This window comes from Enterobacter sp. 04-C-12-SI-ECC, from assembly GCF_047530715.1.
Taxonomy (GTDB): Bacteria; Pseudomonadota; Gammaproteobacteria; order Enterobacterales; family Enterobacteriaceae; genus Enterobacter; species Enterobacter bugandensis.
Window position 1 is genome coordinate 1 of the sequence record NZ_JBLKDI010000011.1, and the last position, 22,364, is coordinate 22,364.

The 22,364-nt window shown below is 58.1% G+C and carries 24 protein-coding genes; 10 read left to right on the forward strand and 14 right to left on the reverse strand.

What is annotated here, in order from left to right; all coding sequences use genetic code 11:
* Positions 1 to 143: 143 nt before the first annotated feature.
* The 11 genes from ACMWL8_RS14875 to nfsA all read right to left on the reverse strand — a co-directional run bounded on the left by ACMWL8_RS14875 (position 144) and on the right by nfsA (position 10,863).
* Entirely contained in the window at positions 144 to 1,613 is a 1,470-nt protein-coding gene (locus ACMWL8_RS14875; RefSeq protein WP_045260000.1) for an ATP-binding protein, read from the reverse strand.
* A complete protein-coding gene (locus ACMWL8_RS14880; RefSeq protein WP_041912037.1) occupies positions 1,597 to 2,304 on the reverse strand; it encodes a response regulator transcription factor in 708 nt (235 codons plus the stop codon). Before ACMWL8_RS14880 ends, ACMWL8_RS14875 begins: the two co-directional genes overlap by 17 nt.
* 72 nt (positions 2,305 to 2,376) lie before the next feature.
* A complete protein-coding gene (gene rlmC / locus ACMWL8_RS14885; RefSeq protein ID WP_045259999.1) occupies positions 2,377 to 3,504 on the reverse strand; it encodes a 23S rRNA (uracil(747)-C(5))-methyltransferase RlmC in 1,128 nt (375 codons plus the stop codon).
* 40 nt (positions 3,505 to 3,544) lie between these two features.
* A complete protein-coding gene (locus tag ACMWL8_RS14890) occupies positions 3,545 to 4,018 on the reverse strand; it encodes a YbjO family protein (protein ID WP_028012509.1) in 474 nt (157 codons plus the stop codon).
* Between the two features lie 65 nt (positions 4,019 to 4,083).
* Positions 4,084 to 4,929 (reverse strand): putrescine ABC transporter permease PotI, encoded by an 846-nt coding sequence (gene potI, locus ACMWL8_RS14895; protein ID WP_028012508.1) that lies wholly within the window; start codon positions 4,927 to 4,929, stop codon positions 4,084 to 4,086.
* Positions 4,926 to 5,879, reverse strand: coding sequence for a putrescine ABC transporter permease PotH (gene potH / locus ACMWL8_RS14900; protein ID WP_041910674.1), 954 nt, complete (start codon positions 5,877 to 5,879; stop codon positions 4,926 to 4,928). The genes potI and potH overlap by 4 nt, the downstream gene beginning before the upstream one ends.
* 9 nt (positions 5,880 to 5,888) lie before the next feature.
* Positions 5,889 to 7,022 carry a putrescine ABC transporter ATP-binding subunit PotG gene (potG, locus tag ACMWL8_RS14905; protein WP_052682956.1) on the reverse strand — a complete coding sequence of 378 codons (1,134 nt, stop codon included), beginning with the start codon at positions 7,020 to 7,022 and terminating at the stop codon, positions 5,889 to 5,891.
* A 143-nt stretch (positions 7,023 to 7,165) separates the two neighbouring features.
* Positions 7,166 to 8,278 carry a spermidine/putrescine ABC transporter substrate-binding protein PotF gene (gene potF, locus ACMWL8_RS14910; RefSeq protein ID WP_028012505.1) on the reverse strand — a complete coding sequence of 371 codons (1,113 nt, stop codon included), beginning with the start codon at positions 8,276 to 8,278 and terminating at the stop codon, positions 7,166 to 7,168.
* Positions 8,279 to 8,628: 350 nt separating this feature from the next.
* Positions 8,629 to 9,105 (reverse strand): YbjN domain-containing protein, encoded by a 477-nt coding sequence (locus tag ACMWL8_RS14915; protein ID WP_003858385.1) that lies wholly within the window; start codon positions 9,103 to 9,105, stop codon positions 8,629 to 8,631.
* Between the two features lie 63 nt (positions 9,106 to 9,168).
* A complete protein-coding gene (gene rimK, locus ACMWL8_RS14920; RefSeq protein ID WP_028012504.1) occupies positions 9,169 to 10,071 on the reverse strand; it encodes a 30S ribosomal protein S6--L-glutamate ligase in 903 nt (300 codons plus the stop codon).
* A gap of 69 nt (positions 10,072 to 10,140) precedes the next feature.
* Positions 10,141 to 10,863: a nitroreductase NfsA gene (gene nfsA, locus ACMWL8_RS14925; protein WP_045259998.1), complete on the reverse strand. Its 723-nt coding sequence runs from the start codon at positions 10,861 to 10,863 to the stop codon at positions 10,141 to 10,143.
* A gap of 185 nt (positions 10,864 to 11,048) precedes the next feature.
* Between nfsA and ACMWL8_RS14930 the strand changes: the two genes are divergently transcribed.
* On the forward strand, positions 11,049 to 11,318 hold the full coding sequence (locus tag ACMWL8_RS14930; protein ID WP_028012502.1) for a GrxA family glutaredoxin: 270 nt from the start codon (positions 11,049 to 11,051) through the stop codon (positions 11,316 to 11,318).
* Between the two features lie 30 nt (positions 11,319 to 11,348).
* On the opposite strand, the gene ACMWL8_RS14935 is transcribed toward ACMWL8_RS14930, so the two are convergent.
* Complete coding sequence (locus ACMWL8_RS14935; protein ID WP_080339193.1) at positions 11,349 to 11,717, reverse strand: inner membrane protein YbjM; 369 nt, start codon at positions 11,715 to 11,717, stop codon at positions 11,349 to 11,351.
* Between the two features lie 279 nt (positions 11,718 to 11,996).
* On the opposite strand from ACMWL8_RS14935, the gene ACMWL8_RS14940 reads away from it, so the two are divergent.
* The 4 genes from ACMWL8_RS14940 (at position 11,997) to arsC (ending at position 16,030) form a co-directional block, all read left to right on the forward strand.
* The gene (locus ACMWL8_RS14940) at positions 11,997 to 13,682 is read left to right on the forward strand and encodes an aspartate:alanine antiporter (protein WP_414751600.1); all 1,686 of its coding nucleotides are present in this window, start codon (positions 11,997 to 11,999) and stop codon (positions 13,680 to 13,682) included.
* Positions 13,683 to 13,935: 253 nt separating this feature from the next.
* Complete coding sequence (locus ACMWL8_RS14945; RefSeq protein ID WP_045259997.1) at positions 13,936 to 14,256, forward strand: metalloregulator ArsR/SmtB family transcription factor; 321 nt, start codon at positions 13,936 to 13,938, stop codon at positions 14,254 to 14,256.
* A gap of 40 nt (positions 14,257 to 14,296) precedes the next feature.
* On the forward strand, positions 14,297 to 15,586 hold the full coding sequence (locus ACMWL8_RS14950; RefSeq protein WP_045259996.1) for an arsenic transporter: 1,290 nt from the start codon (positions 14,297 to 14,299) through the stop codon (positions 15,584 to 15,586).
* Positions 15,587 to 15,598: 12 nt separating this feature from the next.
* The gene (gene arsC / locus ACMWL8_RS14955; protein WP_045259995.1) at positions 15,599 to 16,030 is read left to right on the forward strand and encodes a glutaredoxin-dependent arsenate reductase; all 432 of its coding nucleotides are present in this window, start codon (positions 15,599 to 15,601) and stop codon (positions 16,028 to 16,030) included.
* 21 nt (positions 16,031 to 16,051) lie between these two features.
* On the opposite strand, the gene ACMWL8_RS14960 is transcribed toward arsC, so the two are convergent.
* Complete coding sequence (locus ACMWL8_RS14960) at positions 16,052 to 16,603, reverse strand: TetR/AcrR family transcriptional regulator (RefSeq protein WP_028012492.1); 552 nt, start codon at positions 16,601 to 16,603, stop codon at positions 16,052 to 16,054.
* 81 nt (positions 16,604 to 16,684) lie between these two features.
* On the opposite strand from ACMWL8_RS14960, the gene ACMWL8_RS14965 reads away from it, so the two are divergent.
* On the forward strand, positions 16,685 to 17,899 hold the full coding sequence (locus tag ACMWL8_RS14965; protein WP_045259994.1) for an MFS transporter: 1,215 nt from the start codon (positions 16,685 to 16,687) through the stop codon (positions 17,897 to 17,899).
* On the forward strand, positions 17,889 to 18,701 hold the full coding sequence (locus ACMWL8_RS14970; RefSeq protein ID WP_045259993.1) for a Cof-type HAD-IIB family hydrolase: 813 nt from the start codon (positions 17,889 to 17,891) through the stop codon (positions 18,699 to 18,701). Before ACMWL8_RS14965 ends, ACMWL8_RS14970 begins: the two co-directional genes overlap by 11 nt.
* Positions 18,702 to 18,768: 67 nt before the next feature.
* Here the strand turns inward: ACMWL8_RS14970 and ACMWL8_RS14975 are convergent, their stop codons facing one another.
* Positions 18,769 to 20,001: an MFS transporter gene (locus ACMWL8_RS14975; protein WP_045259992.1), complete on the reverse strand. Its 1,233-nt coding sequence runs from the start codon at positions 19,999 to 20,001 to the stop codon at positions 18,769 to 18,771.
* Between the two features lie 168 nt (positions 20,002 to 20,169).
* On the opposite strand from ACMWL8_RS14975, the gene ACMWL8_RS14980 reads away from it, so the two are divergent.
* The 3 genes from ACMWL8_RS14980 to deoR all read left to right on the forward strand — a co-directional run bounded on the left by ACMWL8_RS14980 (position 20,170) and on the right by deoR (position 22,340).
* Positions 20,170 to 20,898 (forward strand): phosphatase PAP2 family protein, encoded by a 729-nt coding sequence (locus ACMWL8_RS14980; RefSeq protein ID WP_045259991.1) that lies wholly within the window; start codon positions 20,170 to 20,172, stop codon positions 20,896 to 20,898.
* Between the two features lie 7 nt (positions 20,899 to 20,905).
* The gene (gene ybjG, locus ACMWL8_RS14985) at positions 20,906 to 21,514 is read left to right on the forward strand and encodes an undecaprenyl-diphosphate phosphatase (protein ID WP_045259990.1); all 609 of its coding nucleotides are present in this window, start codon (positions 20,906 to 20,908) and stop codon (positions 21,512 to 21,514) included.
* A gap of 67 nt (positions 21,515 to 21,581) precedes the next feature.
* On the forward strand, positions 21,582 to 22,340 hold the full coding sequence (deoR, locus tag ACMWL8_RS14990; protein ID WP_041910685.1) for a DNA-binding transcriptional repressor DeoR: 759 nt from the start codon (positions 21,582 to 21,584) through the stop codon (positions 22,338 to 22,340).
* Positions 22,341 to 22,364: the final 24 nt, after the last annotated feature.

A 22,364-nucleotide genomic window follows, 5' to 3' on the forward strand; every position in this document is an offset into this window, starting at 1 on the left:
TCCACTGCAGGGATCTACAACACAGGCTCGTGGCCTAAGGCCGGGTACGGCATGTGGACTGCCTGACAGAAAGAACTGGCCGGTTCTTTCTGTACGGGAGGATAATACAAGGCCGGGTAAGCGCAGCGCCACCCGGCAATTTCTCACAGCGGCACAAAGAACCTGAACCGCGCCCCGTTCACGGACTCCATCAGCCTGATCCCGCCGCCGTGCAGCTCCAGCATTCGCTTAACGATTAACAGCCCTAACCCGCCGCGGTTCTCCCGCGATGCCTGGGTATTCAGCGCCGAAGGCCGCTGGAACAGATCGTCGCGCAGCGCGGCATCCACGCCCGTTCCGGAGTCTGCCACTTCGACCTGAAGCCGTTCATTCTCCTGCCACACCGCCAGACGAATTTCCCCGCCAGTGGGCGTATGACGCATCGCGTTATCGAGCAGGTTGGTCACCACGCGCTCGATCATCGACACATCGGCGTTTATCAGCGGCAGCGGCCCCGGCACGTCAATATGCAGATTCACCTCGCGCGTGCGGGCGGTAAGCTCAAACTTCTGCGCCACGTCGGAAATCAGCTCTCCCATCGCGAAACGCTCGCGCTGCGGCTTAATGCCGCCGTGCTCAAGGCGCGCCAGCTCGAAAAGCTGCTGGGAAAGATGTCGTACCTTTTGTCCCTGACGCAGCGCGGTGGCGAGATACTGCTGGTGCTCCTGCGGCGTCAGGGTGGCGGATTTGAGCGACAGGGTTTCAAGATAGCCCAGCAGCGAGGTCAGCGGCGTGCGAAGATCGTGCGAAATGTTGGCGATAAACTCCCGGCGCTGGCGATCGCTGTCGGCCAGCTGGTCCCACTGGCGGGTAATTTTCCGCGCCAGCTCGATGAAACTGTTGCGCAGGAGCGCCACTTCGTCATTGGCCGCGGCATCCGGCGGCTGTGCTGCGAGCAGCCTGATTGCGCTAATGCTGTCCTGCTCCAGGCCGGTGACCTCTTCCGTCAGGCGCTTAACCGGACGCGTTACCCAGTACCAGACCAGCAGACCCGCCAGCAGGCCAAACAGCGCGACCCACAGCAATGACCAGAGCACCGTGCTCCAGAGCGCCTTATGCCAGGCCATTTCCGCCAGCGCGTTCGACTCCTCGCCCTGCAAAATGATGTACAGGTAGCCCTTAAGCTCGCCGTCCTGTCGCAGCGGCGTGGCGCTGAACACTTTTTTATTTTGACTGCGCGGGTCGTCTCCCAGTACCGGTATGGCGGTACCGCTCAGGAAGGTCTGAACCGGTGCCAGGTCGATTTTTTGCCGCTGAATATGGCCCGGCGGTGCGGCATCGGCCAGGATTTCGCCGTCCGGCGAGATAACGTACAGTTCAACGCTCGGGTTGAAGGTCATCAGCCGGTCGAACAACGGCTTCAGCGCGTTGCGGTCAACCCTGCCCTGCGCGTCCAGAATCGGTTCCCGCTGGACGATCTGCTGCGCCAGGCCGCCCGACAACCGCTGCACCATCGCGTTGCCGTACTGCTTACTGCTGTAGAGCTGTACCGCGCAGGCGACGGTAGCGCAGAGCATCATCAGCAGGACAAACAGCAGCGTCAGGCGCTGGCTCAGGCTAAAGCGGCGCATCATGGTTTGGCTCCGCAAATTTATAGCCCTTGCCCCAGACGGTGCGAATTATCTCCGGCTCGGCGGCGTCCTTCTCAATCTTGATGCGCAGGCGGTTGATATGGGTGTTGACGGTGTGCTCGTAGCCTTCGTGCTGATAGCCCCACACCTGCTCCAGCAGCGCCAGACGGGAAAACACCTCGCCGGGATGGCGGGCGAAGAAGTACAGCAGTTCGAATTCGCGCGGGGTGAGATCCACCACCTGGCCGTGAAGCAGCACGCTGCGCGCCAGAGGATCGATCGTCAGGCCGTGGGCCTGAATTTGCCCGTCAGCCTGCGCCTGCCCCATTGCCTGCTGGCGGCGGAACAGCGCTTTGATGCGGGCAATCAGTTCCTGCACTGAAAAGGGTTTTGCCAGATAATCATCGGCGCCGGTTTCCAGCCCGGTGATGCGGTCGGTTTCGCTGCTGCGGGCGCTGATGATGATCACCGGCAGGTAGCGGGTCATCTGGCGGATGCGGCGGCAGATCTCCAGGCCGTCAACGTTGGGCAGCATCAGGTCGAGGATCACCGCATCCCACGGCTGTTTTTCAAGGCGCTGCAGGGCGTTGCCCCCGTCGGGCTCGTGGGTGATGGCGTAGCCTTCGTCTTCTAAGTTGAGCCGCAGAAGCGCCGCGATATCGTGGTCGTCTTCCACCAGCAGGATCTGCTTCATGGGTAAGCCTTTATTCATCTCTTATGACGTAAGCTTACCTGATTTTATGGGCGGGCAGAGTTCACATTTTGTTTAAGATTTCACGAGCAACGTCAGGACTTCATAATGTGCGGTATGCGGGAACATATCGAAAAGCTGCACGCGTGCAATGCGGTAGCCCGGCAGATTAGCGATATCTTTCGCCATGGTCTGTGCGTTACAGCTTGAATAGACGATGTATTCAGGCGCCATCTGGCTCAGGTAGTCGCAGAGGGATTTGCCAATCCCACGACGCGGCGGATTAACCAGCACCAGCTCCGGCACGTTGCCCTGACCGGTCGCGAACTGCGTGGAGTCCAGCGCCTGAAAGTGCAGATTGGTTAACCCCAGCTCGGCAGCGGACTGCTTTGCGCAGGCAATCGCTTCGGCGGAGATCTCAATGCCGGTGAGCTGCATCTCAGGCGTGGCGCAGTGCAGGCCAAAACCGCCCACGCCGCAGAACAGATCCCACATATGATGGATGTTTAACGCGCGCACCCAGTCGCGGGCGGTGGCGTACAGGCTGCTTGCCACGGTCGGGTTGGTCTGGAAGAAGCTTTGCGGGCGGATCCACAGCGGCACGCCGTTGAAGCTCTCCGCCAGCGCGTGCTGGTCGGTGAAGAAAACCTCTTTCTCCCCTTCCATGATCGCCATATGCACCGGCTGAATGTTTGCGGTAATCACCTTTAACTGAGGAAGCTGTTCCTGCAGCCACGGCAGCGCCACGCGCAGCTGCTCCAGCTTGGCTTCCGAGCGCAGCACGAAGCGCAGCATCATGCCGCCGTCGATCTGGCTTTCCGTCAGGAGAAGGTACTTCAGCTCGCCACGCCTGCGGGCAACGTTGTAAGGCGTTAACCCCGCCCGAGCGATAAACGGTTTCAGTGCGGCAAAGACCGGCTCAAACGAGGCGGGATAGAGCGGGCAGTCGGTTAAGTCTTCCGGCGTGCCGTCGCGGTGCAGCATCCCCAGCAGCGGTTTTTCAACGCTGCCGCTGACAACCATTTTGGCTTTGTTACGAAAGCCCTGCTCCGGGCCGCTGACGGGTGCGCACCACTCGCCCACCGCGTGCGCTGCCAGCAGCTGTTGCAGGTCGGCCATTTTGGCGGTGAGTTGTTGAGAAACCGGCTGTTCTATCCACTGACAGGAGCGGCAGCGTCCGGCGTCATAGAGTGCGCACTGCATATGCAAACCTTAAGGAAAACGAGGGCTGCGATTATACACATTATTGCAGGCGGAAGAACCGCCGACTGGACGCCGGAACGAAAAGCAGGCAGAGCACCAGCATATCCGGCAGTTTTTGCATGACCAGCGCATGGAAAATCTCACGTCGCGACTCACCCGGAATGCTGAACAGCTCAGGATAGCCATAGCCCAGCGAGGCGGCCCACAGATAGCTGGCGGCGGTCACCTGCGTGAGCAGATAGACCCAGCGCGCCCAGTTGCGCCCTTTGACCAGCGAAAACGCGCAGTAGATCTCGATAAACACCAGCACCAGGCTGCTTAAAAAGACCAGCGTCAGATTCCACGTCTGCACGCTGCGGTGAATGAATTCCCCGATGCCGCGCACGCCCAGCGTATTCAAAATCATCAGCACGTCCAGGCAGCGGATCATAATAATGGCGAGCGCCGCCACCTGAACCAGCGCAGGAACGTTAGGACGGGCGTGCGTAATACGTGATTTTTTTACTAATCCCAATGTTTTACTTCCCTGAAAAACAGTGCCGCGTCATGCGCGGCACATCACCGGAAATTTTAAATCCTTCAGCCGCGTCTTGCACGCTGGATATCGCGCACGCGCTGTTTTTCCGCGCGCGCCATCAAATACCAGGCGATAAATCCGACAATTCCGACCACGCCGAGGATGATAGAGGCCAGGGCGTTGATCTCCGGGTTCACCCCCATGCGCACGCTGGAGAAGACCAGCATCGGCAGCGTCGTCGCGCCCGGTCCTGAGACAAAGCTGGCGATAACCAGATCGTCGAGGGAGAGCGTGAACGCCAGCAGCCAGCCGGAGATCACCGCCGGCATAATCATCGGCAGGGTAATGATGAAAAAGACCTTTAGCGGCGTGGCGCCGAGATCCATCGCCGCCTCTTCAATGGAGCGGTCCAGCTCGCGCAGGCGCGAGGAGATCACCACCGCCACATACGCGGTACAGAAGGTGACGTGCGCCAGCCAGATGGTGAGCATGCCGCGATCCGCCGGCCAGCCGATGGCGTGCGCCAGGGCCACGAACAGCAGCAGCAGCGACAGGCCGGTAATGACGTCCGGCATCACCAGCGGGGCAGTGATCATAAAGGCGAAACCGTTTGAGCCGCGAAAACGCCCGAAGCGCACCATCACCAGCGCGGCGATGGTGCCCAGAACGCAGGCCATCGTGGCCGCCAGCGCGGCAATGGTCAGGCTCAGCCCCACCGCGCTCATCATTGCGTCGTCGTGGAACAGCTCGCTGTACCAGCGCGTCGACCAGCCCGCCCAGACCGTCACCAGCTTAGAGCTGTTGAACGAGTAGATCACCAGCATCAGCATCGGCGCATACAGGAAGGTGAAGCCGATAACGAGGATCAGAATGCGCCACGGGGAGCGTACTACCGGTAAGTTGTTCATCCGCGATCTCCCATCTGTTTCTGCTGATGCTTATGGAACCACATGATCGGGACGATCAGCAGCAGGAGCATGATAATCGCCACCGCCGACGCCACCGGCCAGTCGCGGTTATTGAAGAACTCCTGCCACAGCACGCGGCCAATCATGATGCTGTCCGGCCCGCCGAGCAGTTCCGGGATCACAAACTCCCCGACCGCCGGAATAAACACCAGCATCGACCCGGCAATGATTCCGCCTTTGGTCAGCGGGACAATCACGCTGAAGAAGGTCTTCAGCGGACGCGCGCCGAGATCGAGCGAGGCTTCCACCAGCGAGTAGTCAATGCGCGTCAGGGCGGTGTAAATCGGCAGCACCATAAACGGCAGATAGGCATAGACAATGCCGATGTAGACCGCAAGGTTGGTGTGCAGGATGGTCAGCGGCTGATCGATAACCCCAAGCCACATCAGAAAATTATTCAGCACCCCGTTGTTTTTCAGGATCCCCATCCACGCGTAAACGCGTATCAGAAACGAGGTCCACGACGGCAGGATCACCAGCAGCAGCAGGATGTTACGCGTTGACGGCTTGCTGTGCGCCACGGCCCACGCCAGCGGGTAGCCCATCACCAAACAGCAGAGCGTCGAGATCGCCGCCACCTGCAGAGACTGCAGATAGGCTTCAAAATAGAGCGGATCCTCGGTGAGCTGGAGGAAGTTGCCCAGATTCAGCGTCAGCGTCAGCTGCCCGTCGGCCCACTCCCACAGATCGGTATACGGCGGGATCGCCCGCGCCATCTCCGCCAGGCTGATCTTAAAGACGATCAGGAACGGCAGCAGGAACAGCAGGATCAGCCACACGTAAGGCATGGCGATTACCAGCTTGCGCCCGTGGTTCATCTTAAGGCGCGTCAGCCAGTGGGCAAAGCCGCCCGGTTTTTTGACGCGGGCTGGAGGTTCAAGTGTGCTCATGATCGCTCCTTATACCGTCAGCACGACGCAGCTGTCCGCGTCCCAGCACAGGCGCACTTCGTCGCCCCAGGTCGGCTGCCCCTTGCGGTAGCGATGTTCGTTCTGTAGCTGCGCGCTGAGCATCTGTCCGCTTTTCAGGCGCACGTGGTAAATGGAGAGATCGCCCAGATAGGCAATGTGCACCACTTCCCCGACGGCAAAGTTAAAGCCATCGGCTGGCGGATCGTCACAGAGCATGATCTTCTCCGGGCGCAGCGCCACGTAGACCGGCACGTTATCCACCACCGAGCTGTCAGGATCGACCTTAAGCGGATGCTGCAGCCCCGGTGATTCGATGACCAGACCATCCTCCTGACGATCCTTCAGCAGCCCTTCGAAGACGTTAACCGAGCCGATGAACTCCGCGCTGTAGCGGGTGGTCGGATGCTCGTAAATCTCTTCCGGCTCGCCAATCTGCACGAACTTCCCGCGGTTCATGATCGCGATACGCCCGGCCATGGTCATGGCCTCTTCCTGGTCATGGGTGACCATCACGCAGGTCACCCCCACGCGCTCGAGGATATCGACCACTTCGAGCTGCATACGGTCGCGCAGCTTTTTATCCAGCGCGCCCATCGGCTCGTCGAGCAGCAAGAGTTTCGGACGCTTTGCAAGGCTTCTCGCCAGCGCCACGCGCTGACGCTGGCCGCCGGAGAGCTGGTGCGGCTTCCGCTTCGCGAACTCCTGCATATGCACCAGGCTCAGCATTTCGGCCACGCGCGCGGTGATTTCGGCTTTCGGCAGCTTGTCCTGCTTCAGGCCAAAGGCGATGTTTTGCTCCACCGTCATGTGCGGAAACAGCGCGTAGGACTGGAACATCATGTTAATCGGGCGCTGATACGGCGGCACGCTGGAGAGATCCACACCATCGAGCATGATTTGCCCGGCGGTTGGCTGTTCAAAACCGGCCAGCATACGCAGCAGGGTCGATTTACCGCAGCCCGATGCGCCCAGTAGCGCGAATATTTCGCCTTTATAGATAGTCAGGCTGACGTCGTCCACGGCATGCTGGCCATCGAAAGATTTGGTGAGGTTACGAATTTCAAGAAGCGGGGTCAGCGCTTTACGGACTTTCGCCTGCGGGCGGGGGATCGCGTCATTCACGGGGTGCTCTCCGGCATAGATCAATACTGGTGCAAACGCACCGTCTGGGTGCGCATCGCCGGGCGGCGCGAACGCTTGCCCGGCCTACGGGTTGTGTAGGCCCGGTAAGCGATAGCGCCACCGGGCAACGTTACCAAACGCCGTTATTTTCCGCTTTTCACCTTGGTCCACGCGCGGGTACGCACGCGGTCAATTTTTGGATCCTGAACCTTCAGGGTGAACAGCTTGGCGAACACGTCCGCTGGCGGATAGATTGCCGGGTTACTGCGGATCGCTTCGCTCACCAGCGGCACGGAGGCCTTGTTACCGTTGGCGTAGTAAACGTGGTCGCTGATGTGGGCGATCACCTCAGGACGCATCAGGTAGTTAAGGAACTGGTAGGCTTCCTCTTTGTTTTTCGCGTCAGCCGGCATGGCGAAGACGTCAAAGAAGGCCAGCGCCCCCTCTTTCGGAATGAAGTAGGACACATTCACGCCGTTTTTCGCCTCTTTCGCGCGGTTCGCCGCCTGCCACACGTCCCCTGCCCAGCCGATCGCCACGCAGATGTCGCCGTTCGCCAGGTCGTTGATGTACTGTGACGAGTGGAAGTAGCGAATGTTTGGACGCAGCTTCAACAGCAGATCGGTCGCCGGGCCGGTGTAATCATCGGCTTTATTGCTGTTCGGGTCTTTGCCCAGGTAGTTCAGCACGGTGGCGAAAATCTCTTCCGGCGCATCGAGGAAGGAGACGCCGCAGCTTTTCAGCTTCTCAAGGTTTTCCGGCTTCAGCACCACGTCCCAGCTGTCCAGCTTAACGTCCGGGCCCAGCGCGGCTTTGACTTTATCCACGTTATAGCCGATACCGGTGGTCGCCCACAGGTAAGGCATGGCGTATTTGTTGTCCGGGTCGTGCTTCGCCACCAGCTTCAGCACTTCCGGATCGAGGTTTTTCCAGTTCGATAACTTGCTCTTGTCCAGCGGCTGGAAGACGCCCGCCGTCAGCTGACGCTCCAGGAAGCTTGCGGAAGGTACGACCAGGTCAAAACCGGTGCTGCCTGCCATCAGCTTTCCTTCCAGCACTTCGTTGGAATCGAAAACGTCATAGACCACTTTAATGCCGGTCTCTTTTTCAAAATTAGCGACCGTGTCCGGCGCAATATAGTCAGACCAGTTGTATACGTGCAGCGTTTTTTGTTCCGCAGCGAGCGTGCCGGCAGAGACGGCCATCAGAGCACCCGCAACCAGACCCGATAACCATTTTTTATTCAAGGCGATCATAGTGTTATTCCTTCTGAAAGCTCGTTAACAAACGAACTAAACTGTGCAATCTGGATATATGCAAAAATCATGCATAGTTTGTCGCTCTGCTCAAAATAAAAAGAAACCTCTTTACCCGGCAGGATCCGCTCGCTTTTTTAAGCATCGCAAGAATAACTGTAGCCCGTGTCTCCGGCTATAGCCCAGACGAAAAAACGCCTTTTATCAATTTTTTATGCAGGTTAAGTCTACGTGATAAGCCTAAATGGCCTTGAGGGAGGTGAAAAATTCTTTAAAGAAAGGTTAAAGGCAGCAGAAAAAATGGCCTTCTGCAGCCGCTATGGCAGCGACTGCGCAAAAGTCAGACAGGCTTAGTGAAGAAAATTGGGAGATGCATCATTATTCTCAGCATCGTCTTCCGCGCTATACAGCAGATGATGTGCATTGGCTTCCATCATAACCATGGAAATTTGCTCTTCGCTCAGGCGCATAAACCAGGCGAACTGCTTGAACGACAGCCCTGCCCCGGAGAATAAAGACTGGCAAACGACCAGTTTTGGCAGATTATCGTCCTGTATATCGAGAAATGCTTTCACCGTCAAAGAACTGGCGTTGATAGCCGAGAGATCGGAGGCCAGCGCCAGCAGCGCAGAAGGCTTCACTTCGGCCAGCGCGGAAAAAAGGATCACGTCGTTAATCAGATCGATTTTGGCATCGAAAATGCCGTCGAAATTCTGCATATGAGGCAGATGCAGCGCCTGGCAGGAATCACATTCGAAGAAGGTGATCCCGGCATCATCAAGCCATTGACGTAACGTATCCAGTGTAGGTACGACCTGTAAATCCATCGCTGTGCAGCCTCTTTAGTAAAAACTTCGCATAGGGTACTCAAAAAGCGCCCGGTAATCCATTTAACCGCCCGTTTTCAGACAGTAACCCGGCGTGGCATGACGCTCGATCCATGAGATCATTTTACCTGCAATATCGACCCCTGTGGTTTTTTCCACACCTTCCAGCCCCGGGGAGGCGTTCACCTCCATCACCAGCGGCCCGCGCGTCGCCCGAAGAAGGTCCACGCCCGCTACGTCCAGCCCCAGGGTTTGCGCCGCTTTCACGGCTATTTCCCGTTCGCGTTCGCTAATATCGGCTACCCGCGCAACGCCGCCGCGGTGAAGGTTAGAGCGGAAGTCGCCCTCTTTGGCCTGGCGCTCGATGGCCGCCACGACCTCGTTCCCCACCACGAAACAGCGAATGTCGCGCCCTTTCGCCTCTTCAATGTACTCCTGCACCAGAATGTGCGCATTCAGCCCGCGAAAGGCGTCGATCACGCTCTCCGCCGCCTGACGCGTTTCCGCTAACACCACGCCAATGCCCTGCGTGCCTTCCACCAGCTTGATCACTAAAGGCGCGCCGCCCACCATATCGATCAGATCGCTGGTGTCGTCCGGTGAATGAGCAATGCCCGTGACCGGAAGATCGATCCCCTGTCGGGCGAGAAGCTGCAGGGAGCGCAGCTTGTCGCGGGCGCGGGAAATGGCGACGGATTCGTTGAGCGGATAGCTGCCCAGCATCTCGAACTGGCGCAGCGCGGCGGTGCCGTAGTAGGTAATCTGGGAGCCGATGCGGGGGATCACCGCATCGAAGTGCGGCAGCTTGCGGCCTTTGTAGTGAATCGACGAGGCGGCGGGGTCGATGTTCATATAGCAGGACATCGGGTCGAGGATCTCAACCTGATGCCCGCGTTTCGCCGCCGCTTCTCGCAGGCGCTTACATGAATAGAGCGTTCCGTCCCGGGACAATATGGCAATTTTCACCCTGCACCTCTCTGAAGACATGGAAAAAGCCTGCATATCATATACGCAGGCAGGCGCAGGAGGAATGGACTATCGCGTTGCCCAGCCCTGCTTGTGCAGATACTCAAGAATAAACGGGCGGTTTTCTTTGATGATGGTGCGGCGAATATGGTCCGTCCAGGTGTCGCGACGGTTATTGCTGCCGCGCGTCATGTAGTAGTTCGCCAGCTCTTCGTCGTATTGATTCAGGACATCCTGATCGACCGGCTGGTAATGGTTTTCATGCACCAGCATCGCGGCAGGAATGCGCGGCTTGAGATCCGGGTTGTCCGCCGGCCAGCCGAGGCAGAGGCCAAACAGCGGCAGCACGTGTTTTGGCAGCTTCAGCAGGTCGGTCACGCTTTGAATGTTGTTACGCAGCCCGCCGATATAGACACCGCCTAACCCCAGCGATTCCGCGGCCGTAAAGGCGTTTTGCGCCATCAGTGCGGTATCCACCACGCCCAGCAGCAGCTGTTCGGCCAGCCCCAGCTCGGCCTCAGGGCAGATCTGCAGGTGGCGGTTAAAGTCGGCGCAGAACACCCAGAACTCGGCTGCCTGAGCCACATACTTCTGCCCGCCGGTGAGCGTCACCAGCTGTTCACGCATGGCTTTATCGGTAATGCGGATAATTGAGCTGCACTGCAAAAAGCTGGAGCTGGAGGTGGCTCTTGCGCTGTCGATAATCGCATTACGCTGCGCCTCGGTAATCGGCTCATCGGTAAAGTGGCGAATGGAGCGGTGGGACTGGAGCAGGTCTATGGTTGGCGTCATCTTGTCTCTCTTTAGTCTTGCTTAATACCTATGGCAGCCAGTATAGGCAATGATGTGCGCGGTGTAATTGGCGAAACATAGCTAATAGATATTATAACGACAGGCGAAACCTTCTTTAATGACGGCGGGTTATGGGGCACTATACGTGTCATTCGCCGTCAGGCTTGTTTTTTGAGGAGAGAGAAATGTTTGCAGTAATTTTTGGTCGTCCAGGGTGCCCTTACTGTGTGCGCGCGAAAGAGCTGGCTGAGAAACTGACCGAAGAGCGCGATGACTTCAACTTCCGCTATGTGGACATCCACGCGGAAGGCATCACCAAAGCCGACCTGGAAAAAACCGTCGGTAAGCCGGTTGAAACCGTGCCGCAGATCTTCCTCGATCAGAAACACATCGGCGGTTGCACCGACTTTGAGGCCTACGCTAAAGAGCATCTGGGCCTGTTTGCCGAGCAGTAATGAAGAGACGCCCTCACCCTGAGGGCGTTTTTATTTGCGGTGCCGTCGGTGCTGAACCAGGCTGCGTACAAACAGGTAGCACAGCGCGCCAAGCGCGCACCAGAATACGCCGCTCAGCAACCACGCCAGCTCCTGCCAGAAACTCCGCGTTGAAATATACATCAGGCGCATCATCAGCAGACACAGCGGTGCAGCGAGCATGGCGCCGAGCAGCGGTTTCACCACCTCCCCTTGACGGGAGAGAAAACTGGCGGCAGCCCCCGGCAACGTGAAGAAGAGCAACCCCAGCTCAGGATGCCCGGACGCCCTGAACGCGCCCTTTACATTAAATGCGAGCGACATGCACACGACCGTGAACAGCAAAAAACAGCTGATCACCCCCGCCCAGTTTCGTTTCATATTCAAACTATCCTCCTGACTTATCTCTATCAAATACACATTCGTCGGGTAGACGCCCAGTCAGATAAAGCAGTGCGGCAATCCATGCCAAAGTACGCACAGGGTGATGCGATAATCAGTAGCTGTCAGTAGCTAATGCGATTAAACTACACGCCAGCTAATGTTTTAGGGAATAAAGCAGGAAACAGGGAGCGTTAGCGCTTTTCCCTGATCCAGAAAACAGTAGCCCAAAAAGTCCTTTCATTCAACAACTTACTGGTAAACAAGAAGTTAGCCTCCGTGAATATAAACGTCGCAGACTTGTTAAATGGGAATTACATCCTGTTATTATTTGTGGTACTGGCGCTGGGTCTTTGCCTGGGTAAATTGCGCCTGGGTTCGGTTCAACTCGGTAATTCCATTGGCGTTTTAGTCGTCTCCTTATTATTAGGCCAGCAGCACTTCAGCATTAACACGGACGCGCTGAACTTAGGTTTTATGCTGTTTATTTTTTGCGTTGGCGTAGAAGCGGGACCTAACTTTTTTTCAATTTTCTTCCGCGACGGCAAAAATTATCTGATGCTGGCGCTGGTGATGGTCGGCAGCGCGCTGCTGATCGCGTTAGGACTGGGCAAACTGTTTGGCTGGGATATCGGGCTTACGGCCGGTATGCTGGCCGGCTCTATGACGTCAACCCCCGTGCTCGTGGGCGCCGGTGATACCCTGCGCCATTCCGGCATGGCGGGCGCGCAGCTCTCTACCGCCCTCGACCATCTGAGCCTGGGCTACGCCCTGACCTATCTGATTGGTCTGGTGAGCCTGATCGTTGGCGCGCGCTACCTGCCAAAACTGCAGCACCAGGATCTGCAGACCAGCGCCCAGCAAATCGCCCGCGAGCGCGGCCTGGATACCGACTCCAAACGTAAAGTCTATCTCCCGGTTATCCGCGCCTACCGCGTCGGACCGGAGCTGGTGGCATGGGCAGACGGCAAAAATCTTCGCGAACTGGGGATTTACCGCCAGACGGGCTGCTACATCGAACGTATCCGCCGCAACGGCATTCTGGCGAACCCGGACGGCGACGCGGTGCTGCAGATGGGCGACGACATCGCGCTGGTGGGTTACCCGGACGCGCACGCCCGTCTCGACCCGAGCTTCCGTAACGGCAAAGAGGTGTTCGACCGCGACCTGCTCGACATGCGCATCGTCACCGAAGAGATCGTGGTGAAAAACCATAACGCCGTGGGCCGCCGTCTGGCGCAGCTGAAGCTGACCGACCACGGCTGCTTCCTCAACCGGGTGATCCGCAGCCAGATTGAGATGCCTATCGACGACAACGTTGTGCTCAACAAAGGCGACGTGCTGCAGGTCAGCGGCGACGCGCGACGCGTAAAAACCGTTGCCGACCGCATCGGCTTTATCTCCATTCACAGCCAGGTCACCGACCTGCTGGCCTTCTGCGCCTTCTTCATTGTTGGCCTGATGATCGGGATGATTACCTTCCAGTTCAGCAACTTTAGCTTCGGCATCGGTAACGCCGCCGGTCTGCTGTTCGCCGGGATCATGCTGGGCTTCCTGCGAGCGAACCACCCGACCTTCGGCTACATTCCGCAGGGCTCGCTGAACATGGTGAAAGAGTTCGGTCTGATGGTGTTTATGGCGGGCGTCGGCCTGAGCGCGGGCAGCGGCATCGGCCACAGCCTGGGCGCCGTCGGCTGGCAGATGTTGGTTTCCGGCCTTATCGTCAGCCTGGTGCCGGTGGTGATCTGCTTCCTGTTCGGCGCCTACGTGCTGCGTATGAACCGCGCCCTGCTGTTCGGGGCAATGATGGGGGCGCGTACCTGTGCCCCGGCGATGGAAATCATCAGCGATACCGCGCGCAGCAACATCCCGGCGCTGGGGTATGCAGGCACCTATGCTATCGCGAACGTACTGCTGACGCTGGCGGGTACGCTGATTATCATCATCTGGCCGGGACTCGGATAACTCCTAAGTTTGCGCGTAATGAAAAAATTTTTGTAACGCGCAGAACTTTTTTAGCAGGGGGCAGTCATAACTAGTGCCACTGCTTTTCTTTGATGTCCCCAATTTGTGGAGCCCATCAACCCCGCCGTTTTGGTTCAAGGTTGATGGGTTTTTTGTTGCCTGAAATTCCCCTTTCTGTAATTTGACCTTCTCTCTTCTCACCAAAACATATATGATTAAACGAATATGATTTAATCTACCCTCAGGAACACCCATGATCCACCCGCTCCAGCTCTTCAAAACACTCTCCGACGAAACGCGGCTCGCCATCGTCATGCTGCTCCGCGAAGCGGGCGAGCTGTGCGTCTGCGATCTCTGCGCCGCCACCAACGAACCGCAGCCGAAAGTCTCCCGCCATATGGCGCTGCTGCGCGAGTCCGGGCTGGTTATCGATCGTCGCGAGGGCAAATGGGTCCATTACCGTCTCTCTCCCAACATGCCGGCATGGGCGGCAGCCGTTATCGACACCAGCTGGAACTGCCTGCGGGAAGAGACGCGCATTAAGCTGAAAAACCGACTCTCAGGCTCGTGCTGATCACAACACATTCACAAAAACAGATATAATGGAGTAAGCGATGTTTCTGGCAGGGGCAATTTTTCTATTTACGCTGGTACTGGTCATCTGGCAGCCCAAAGGGCTCAGTATCGGCTGGAGCGCGACCATTGGCGCCGTGCTGGCGCTGGCCAGCGGGGTAATTCACATTAACGATATACCTGTGGTCTGGAATATCGTCTGGAACGCCACGGCGACGTTTATCGCCGTCATCATTATCAGCCTGCTGCTGGATGAGTCCGGCTTTTTCGAATGGGCGGCGCTGCACGTTGCCCGCTGGGGAAACGGTCGCGGGCGATTGCTGTTTACTTATATCGTGCTGCTGGGTGCGGCCGTGGCGGCGCTGTTTGCCAATGACGGCGCGGCGCTGATCCTGACGCCTATCGTCATCGCCATGCTGCTGGCGCTGGGGTTCAGCAAGCAGGCCACGCTGGCGTTTGTGATGGCGGCAGGTTTTATCGCCGATACCGCCAGCCTGCCGCTGATTGTCTCCAACCTGGTCAACATCGTGTCGGCAGACTTCTTTAAGCTGGGGTTCAGCGAATACGCCTCGATGATGATCCCCGTTGATATCGCCGCGATTGTCGCAACGCTGGTGATGCTGCATCTTTTCTTCCGCAAGGAAATTCCCCCGGAATATGACCTGGCGAAACTTCAGGAGCCCGCGCGGGCCATCCACGATCTCCCGACGTTCAGAACGGGCTGGATCGTGCTGCTGCTTCTGCTCGTCGGCTTCTTTGTGCTTGAACCTCTCGGCATTCCGGTCAGCGCCATCGCCACCGTCGGCGCGCTGATTTTATTCGCTGTCGCAAAACGGGGACATGCAATAAACACCGGAAAAGTGCTGCGCGGCGCACCCTGGCAAATTGTTATCTTCTCGCTAGGGATGTATCTGGTGGTGTATGGCCTGCGCAATGCCGGGCTGACGGATTATCTCACTGGCGTGCTGAATAGCCTGGCCGGACACGGACTGTGGGCCACCACGCTGGGAACCGGGTTCATCACCGCGTTCCTGTCATCCATAATGAACAATATGCCCACGGTGCTGATTGGCGCGCTCTCCATTGAGGGCAGCATGGCGACGGGATTGCTCAAGGACGCGATGATTTACGCCAACGTGATTGGCTGCGATCTGGGGCCGAAAATCACGCCTATCGGTAGCCTCGCCACCCTGCTCTGGCTCCATGTGCTGGCGCAGAAAAACATGACGATTACCTGGGGCTACTATTTCCGGACGGGCATCATCATGACGCTGCCGGTCCTGTTTGTGACGCTCGCCGCGCTGGCGCTACGTCTCTCCTTCACACTGTAATGAGCCACTGATATGAGCCACATCACCATTTACCACAACCCAGCCTGCGGCACCTCGCGCAATACGCTGGAGATAATCCGCAACAGCGGCACGGAGCCGGAGATTATCCTCTATCTGGAAACCCCGCCGTCGCGCGATACGCTGACCACCCTGATTGCCGATATGGGGATTTCGGTGCGGGATCTGCTGCGCAAAAACGTGGAGCCCTATGAACAGCTCGGCCTGGCCGAAGATATCTTCAGCGACAACCAGCTTATCGACTTCATGCTGCAATACCCGATCCTGATTAACCGTCCGATTGTGGTCACGCCGCTGGGCACCTGCCTGTGCCGCCCGTCTGAAGTTGTCCTCGACATTCTGCCGGACGCGCAGAAAGGCGCGTTTACCAAAGAGGATGGCGAAGCCGTCGTGGACGCCAGCGGGAGAAAAATCGAACACAGGTAAAACAGGCAGGGCGAGTAATGCCTAAGGGTTCCCCTCGCCCGCAATTCTCCCCACCATCGCCCGAATTTCCTCCCGGCTTAATGGCTCTCGGTCAGTCACATAGTGCAGCGTCATCCCTTCGATGAAGGCATCCAGCGCGCGGGTGGTGACCGGGTCGAACCACTGCTCCAGCGTGGTCTGGCTCATCTTCATCCAGTCCTGCATCACCGTTTTGAGCGCCGCGCTGCGGTGCATAAAGGCGTAAAGCTGATACATCAGCGCCATGTTGTGCGGCGTGGTCACCTGCGAGCTGTGGATCAGGGTGGTGATGGATTCACACGCCATCTCCGGCCCGGTGACGCCCGCGAAGAAATCCCGGTACTGCTGTGACATCTGCCGGGTAAACCACGTGAAGGCCTCCTCCAGCAGCGGCTCCATGCCGTCGAAATAGTAGGTCATCGACCCCAGCGGCACGCCCGCGCAGGTGGCGATTTTACGGTGCGTGACGGCGTGAATCCCGTGTTCGGCAATGGTGTCCAGCGTCGCCTGGAGAATTTTTTCACGTCGATGCGGATCGTTGGGTGGTCTGCTCATAAATCCCTCACCTGGTTTGTGTACAAATGTACACAAACTTGCTAGTGTTGTCGCTACTGTTGTACTTCTGGTGCTACCCCAATGACGCTGACCTCTCCCCGCAACGCCCTGCGACTACGCATGTGGGCATTGTTTATGTTCTTCTTTATTCCCGGTCTGCTGATGGCCTCCTGGGCCACACGTACGCCCGCCATTCGCGATATCTTGTCCGTCTCCACCGCGGAGATGGGCATCGTGCTGTTCGGCCTGTCGATAGGCTCCATGAGCGGCATTCTCTGCTCCGCGTGGCTGGTAAAGCGCTTTGGCACGCGGGCGGTGATCCGCACCACCATGTGCTTCGCGGTAATTGGGATGATCGTGCTAAGCGTCGCGCTGTGGTTTGCTTCGCCGGTGCTGTTTGCCCTGGGGCTGACGGTATTTGGCGGCAGCTTCGGCTCGGCAGAGGTTGCGATTAACGTTGAAGGGGCGGCGGTCGAGCGCGAGATGAACAAAACCGTGCTGCCCATGATGCACGGCTTTTACAGCCTCGGCACGCTCGCCGGTGCGGGCGTCGGGATGGCGCTGACGGCCTTTGGCATGAGCGCGAATCTGCATATCCTGCTGGCGGCGCTGGTATGCATCATTCCGATCCTGACCGGCATTCGGGCGATCCCGAACGGTACCGGCAAGAATTCCGCTGAAGAACAGCAGTCGACGGAAAAAGGGCTGCCCTTCTACCGCGATTTCCAGCTGATGCTGATTGGCGTGGTGGTGCTGGCGATGGCGTTCGCAGAAGGCTCCGCCAACGACTGGCTGCCGCTGCTGATGGTGGACGGCCACGGCTTTAGTCCGACCTCCGGCTCGCTGATTTACGCCGGGTTTACGCTGGGGATGACCGTCGGGCGCTTCACCGGCGGCTGGTTTATCGACCGCTACAGCCGCGTGGCGGTAGTGCGCGCCAGCGCCCTGCTCGGCGGCCTGGGTATCGCGATGATCGTCTTTGTGGACGTAGACTGGATTGCCGGGGTCTCGGTGATCCTCTGGGGTCTGGGCGCGTCGCTCGGCTTCCCGCTGACTATTTCTGCCGCCAGCGACACCGGCCCGGATGCCCCGACCCGCGTCAGCGTGGTGGCGACCACGGGCTACCTCGCCTTCCTGGTCGGGCCGCCGCTGCTCGGTTTCCTCGGTGAGCACTACGGGCTGCGCAGCGCCATGCTGGTGGTGTTAGGGTTGGTGATTATCGCGGCGCTGGTGGCGCGCGCGGTGGCAAAGCCGGAAACGGAACAAACGTCAATGGAGAAGGGATATGAGCGTTAAACTGATCGCCGTCGACATGGATGGCACATTCCTGAGTGATGCCAAAACCTATAACTGCCCGCGCTTTCTGGCGCAGTATGCGCGCATGAAGGAGCAAGGCATTCGCTTTGTGGTCGCCAGCGGCAACCAGTATTACCAGCTGATCTCCTTCTTCCCGGAGATCGCGCATGAAATTGCCTTTGTCGCCGAAAACGGCGGCTGGGTGGTCGATGCCGGGGAAGATGTGTTCAACGGCGAGCTGACAAAAGCGCATTTCAGCACCGTGGCCACCGTCTTAAACGACGTCCCCGGCATTGAGATTATCGCCTGCGGGAAAGGCAGCGCCTACACGCTTAAGGCCTATGACGATGCCTTCATTGATATCGCGTCAAAATATTATCACCGCCTCGAAAGGGTGCAGGATTTCAACAGCCTGAACGACATCTTCTTCAAGTTCGGGCTCAACGTTTCCGATGACGAAATTCCGCGCATTCAGGCGCTGCTGCATGAAAAGCTAAGTGACATTATGGTGCCCGTCACCACCGGTCACGGCAGCATTGACCTGATTATCCCCGGCGTGCATAAAGCCAACGGCCTGCGGAGCCTGCAAACGCGCTGGGGCATCGAGGACAGCGAAGTGGTGGCCTTTGGTGACAGCGGCAACGACGTGGAGATGCTGCGTCAGTCCGGGTTCAGCTTTGCGATGGCAAATGCCAAACCGCATATTAAAGCGGAGGCGCGCTTTGAAGCACCGCATAATAACGAGGAAGGCGTTTTAAACGTGATTGAGAAGGTGTTGAACGGGGAGGCACCGTTTAATTGACCGCGTGCGGTCTGGCGGCCTCGCCCCTCACCCAGGCCCTCTCCCCAATGGGGAGAGGGAAAAAAGATTATGGTTGCAGGGCGTTTCCGACGCGTTTGTCCTTCAGGAACACCACCATCAGGCCAACCCACAGCACGCCGTTGGCGAGGTTAAACAGGCTGAACAACCCGTTGCCGCCCAGCGCGTAAGCGTGCTTGCTTACCTCGATACCGACGGTAAAAATCAGCATCTGCAGCATGCCCATCGCCGCAGAGACCGTACCTTTACTCATCTCGCTCGCAAACAGGGTCAGGCGCACCAGACCAGCGTTCGCCACGCCAATTCCGAAGGCATAAATGCTCAGCCCCACCGTCATCCACAGGTAGGCGTGGGATGACGCGACGGTCGCTACCGCAGCCAGAATCAGCCCTGCCGCAATCGGCCAGCCGCCCATGATAATCAGTGAACGCACGGTGCGGCGTGACGTCAGGCGCGCCAGCACCAGGTTACCGATAATCAGCGCGCCGAAGATCGGCACCTGCAGCAGGCCATACTCGTAGCTGCTGAGCTTTTCGCCGCTGATGATAATAACCGGTGACTGCGCGATCCACGCCAGCAGCGGCAGGCTAACGAACCCGGTCGCCAGCGCGCCCGCCACAAAGCGGCCATTCTTCAGCACTTCTTTGTAATCCCGGCCCAGCTCTTTCAGCGAGAGTTTTTCGCCCAGACGGGTAGCCGTTTCCGGCATCGCGCGGTGCAGGCCGAAGAACGCGATGGCGGCGAGAACAGCAAAGAGCACAAACATCCCTTCCCACGGCGCAACGTGCACCCACGCGGCCCCCACCAGCGGCCCGAGTAAGGGGGCGATCAGCGCCACGTTCGCCATCAGCGCGGTAATTTTGATACACACCGCCTCCTCAAACGACTCCTGGATGGCGGCATAGCCCACGGCGCCGATAAAGCACAGGCTCACTCCCTGCAGGAAACGCAGCAGGGTAAATTGTTCAATGTTTTGCGCCAGCAGCGTGGCGAGGCAGGTAACGATAAACCACACCACGCCCGTCAGCATCACCGGACGGCGGCCAATACGATCCGACAGCGGGCCTAACAGCCACTGCAAAAACATGCCGCCAGCCAGATAGGCGGTCATGGAGGTCGGCACCCACTCGATTCCCGCGTTGTACTGCTCCACAACGGCCAGCATACCGGGCTGGATCATATCGTTGCCGATATAGGTAGAGAATTCGTAGAGCACCAGACACAGAGGGAAAAGCAACGCCTGACGACCCAGACGTGAACCAGAAGAAGAACGGTTTAACATGCAATCTCTTTATAATGACAAAATCGCGACGAGTGTAATGAAATGCCGTAATCCGAGATAGTGATTTATCGAGGAGAAACAGAAATAAAGCACATATCGTCTTCGTTTAAGGTTTCCTTAAGTTGACAGATTTATGATAGCGCGATTACTCGTCACTGATCCCTAATTATGGCACTCACTTCCAGCCGTTCAGAATTGTCTAACTTACAGACTAATAAGACAAAACAGCTTTACCGCTTACCGTCCCGCTTTTATGGTTATCAGCTTTTGGTGCTAATAGCGCTTGCCGTGGTGTTTACGTGGCTCTCGCGCGATGAAGCGCTCGACAGATGGATCACCGGTTTTTGGTATGACGCGGCGACACAGACTTTCCCGCTGCAGAAAGACCACCTGCTGGATCTGCTGAACCACCGTCTGGCGAAGTACATTGCGATTGCCTTAGGCGCCGTGGCGCTGCTTTACGGCGCTTACAAACGTAACGCAAGGCTTGTCACAGCCGCGCTGCTGATGGGGCTTGGCGCGCTGGTGGTTGGCGTGCTGAAAAGCATCAGCCACCACAGCTGCCCGTGGGATCTGGTGGAATATGGCGGTAAGGCCGTGTCTTACCCCCTGTTCAGCGCCGTTCCGGCAGACAGCGGCCCGGGCCGCTGCTTCCCGGGAGGCCATTCTTCCAGCGGCTTTATGGTGATGGGGCTGTTTTTTGCCTTCTGGCGCGAGCGTCCGCGTCTCGCCTGGAGCTTTGTGGTCCTTGGCGCGGTTCTGGGTCTGGCGATGGGCTTCGGCCAGTTGATGCGCGGGGCACATTTTTTCTCTCACAACCTGTGGGCCGGGTGGTGGGTCTGGTTTTCCCAGGTGGCGGTCTACGGGCTGGTTTCCACCCGGTTTGCAAAAGAGTGATTACGCTATGCTAGAGAATCTGAATTATCAGCTGTTTTATCTGATCAACGCCACCCCGGCCTCGCCAGAGTGGATGATTGATTTTGCCACCTTTCTGGCGAAAGACCTTATCAGCATCGTGCCTGCGCTGGCTGCCATTCTCTGGCTGTGGGGGCCGCGCAGCCAGGTTAAGGCTCAGCGCCAGCTGGTGATCAAAGTCGCGATGGCGCTCGGGGTAAGCGTGCTGGTCAGCTATCTTCTCGGCCACGCGTTCCCACACGATCGTCCTTTTGTCGATCGCATTGGCTACACCTTCCTGCACCACGCGCCGGATGACTCTTTCCCGAGCGATCACGGTACGGTTATCTTCACCTTCGCGCTGGCTTTCCTGTTCTGGCATCGCCTGTGGTCGGGTGCGGTGCTGATGGTGGTCGCTGTGGCTATCGCCTGGTCGCGCGTCTATCTTGGCGTCCACTGGCCGCTGGATATGGTGGGTGGTTTCCTGGTGGGGCTGATTGGCTGCGTGAGCGCGGCTATCCTGTGGAGCCTCATCGGTGAGGCACTCTATCGTGGTCTCTCCACCCTCTATCGCGCCATTTTCGCTATCCCGATCCGCAAAGGCTGGATACGTGACTAACCCCAACCTGACAGGTTACACTTGAACCCCCGCCCTGCGGGGGTTCACTTTTTTATCCCGAGGAACTATGGAAACACGTCGCGATGACCGCATTGCTCAGCTGCTGCAGGCGCTGAAGCGCAGCGATAAGCTGCATCTGAAGGAAGCCGCCAACCTCCTCGGCGTCTCAGAGATGACCATTCGTCGCGATCTGAACAGCGACAGCGCCCCCGTGGTACTGCTGGGCGGGTACATCGTCCTTGAGCCGCGCAGCGCCAGCCATTATCTGATCAGCGACCAGAAGACGCGTCTGGTTGAAGAGAAGCGCAAAGCCGCGCGCCTTGCGGCTACGCTGGTTCAGCCGCACCAGACGCTGTTTTTTGACTGCGGCACCACCACGCCGTGGATTATCGAAGCCATCGACAGCAGCATTCCCTTTACCGCCGTGTGCTACTCCCTGAACACCTTTCTGGCGCTTCAGGAGAAACCCGAGTGCCGGGTGATCCTCTGCGGCGGCGAGTTTCACGCCAGCAACGCCATCTTTAAGCCGCTTAACCTGCAGGACACGCTTAGCAATTTATGCCCGGACATCGCGTTTTATTCTGCCGCAGGCGTGAACGTGCGCCAGGGTGCAACCTGCTTTAATCTGGAGGAGCTGCCGGTGAAGAACTGGGCGTTAAATGCCGCGCAGTATCATGTGCTGGTGGTCGATCACAGCAAGTTTGGCAAGGTGCGTTCGGCAAGAATGGGCGAGCTGGCGCAGTTTGACGCCATCGTCAGCGATTGCCGCCCCGATGACGAGATTGTGGCCCATGCAAAGGCACAGCAGGTGAAGTTGATGTATTGAGGTTATGCCGGGTAAGCGCAGCGC

Bases quoted from the DNA above. Each gene is read 5' to 3' on its own strand.
- ACMWL8_RS14965 (WP_045259994.1), top strand. From the start codon at position 16,685: ATGACGCTGACCTCTCCCCGCAACGCCCTGCGACTACGCATGTGGGCA.
- ybjG (WP_045259990.1), top strand. From the start codon at position 20,906: ATGCTAGAGAATCTGAATTATCAGCTGTTTTATCTGATCAACGCCACC.
- potF (WP_028012505.1), bottom strand. From the start codon at position 8,278: ATGATCGCCTTGAATAAAAAATGGTTATCGGGTCTGGTTGCGGGTGCT.
- potH (WP_041910674.1), bottom strand. From the start codon at position 5,879: ATGAGCACACTTGAACCTCCAGCCCGCGTCAAAAAACCGGGCGGCTTT.
- ACMWL8_RS14950 (WP_045259996.1), top strand. From the start codon at position 14,297: ATGTTTCTGGCAGGGGCAATTTTTCTATTTACGCTGGTACTGGTCATC.
- ACMWL8_RS14930 (WP_028012502.1), top strand. From the start codon at position 11,049: ATGTTTGCAGTAATTTTTGGTCGTCCAGGGTGCCCTTACTGTGTGCGC.
- ACMWL8_RS14875 (WP_045260000.1), bottom strand. From the start codon at position 1,613: ATGATGCGCCGCTTTAGCCTGAGCCAGCGCCTGACGCTGCTGTTTGTC.
- ACMWL8_RS14975 (WP_045259992.1), bottom strand. From the start codon at position 20,001: ATGTTAAACCGTTCTTCTTCTGGTTCACGTCTGGGTCGTCAGGCGTTG.
- ACMWL8_RS14960 (WP_028012492.1), bottom strand. From the start codon at position 16,603: ATGAGCAGACCACCCAACGATCCGCATCGACGTGAAAAAATTCTCCAG.
- ACMWL8_RS14945 (WP_045259997.1), top strand. From the start codon at position 13,936: ATGATCCACCCGCTCCAGCTCTTCAAAACACTCTCCGACGAAACGCGG.
- potI (WP_028012508.1), bottom strand. From the start codon at position 4,929: ATGAACAACTTACCGGTAGTACGCTCCCCGTGGCGCATTCTGATCCTC.
- arsC (WP_045259995.1), top strand. From the start codon at position 15,599: ATGAGCCACATCACCATTTACCACAACCCAGCCTGCGGCACCTCGCGC.
- rlmC (WP_045259999.1), bottom strand. From the start codon at position 3,504: ATGCAGTGCGCACTCTATGACGCCGGACGCTGCCGCTCCTGTCAGTGG.
- deoR (WP_041910685.1), top strand. From the start codon at position 21,582: ATGGAAACACGTCGCGATGACCGCATTGCTCAGCTGCTGCAGGCGCTG.
- ACMWL8_RS14880 (WP_041912037.1), bottom strand. From the start codon at position 2,304: ATGAAGCAGATCCTGCTGGTGGAAGACGACCACGATATCGCGGCGCTT.
- ACMWL8_RS14980 (WP_045259991.1), top strand. From the start codon at position 20,170: ATGGCACTCACTTCCAGCCGTTCAGAATTGTCTAACTTACAGACTAAT.
- ACMWL8_RS14935 (WP_080339193.1), bottom strand. From the start codon at position 11,717: ATGAAACGAAACTGGGCGGGGGTGATCAGCTGTTTTTTGCTGTTCACG.
- nfsA (WP_045259998.1), bottom strand. From the start codon at position 10,863: ATGACGCCAACCATAGACCTGCTCCAGTCCCACCGCTCCATTCGCCAC.
- ACMWL8_RS14915 (WP_003858385.1), bottom strand. From the start codon at position 9,105: ATGGATTTACAGGTCGTACCTACACTGGATACGTTACGTCAATGGCTT.
- ACMWL8_RS14970 (WP_045259993.1), top strand. From the start codon at position 17,889: ATGAGCGTTAAACTGATCGCCGTCGACATGGATGGCACATTCCTGAGT.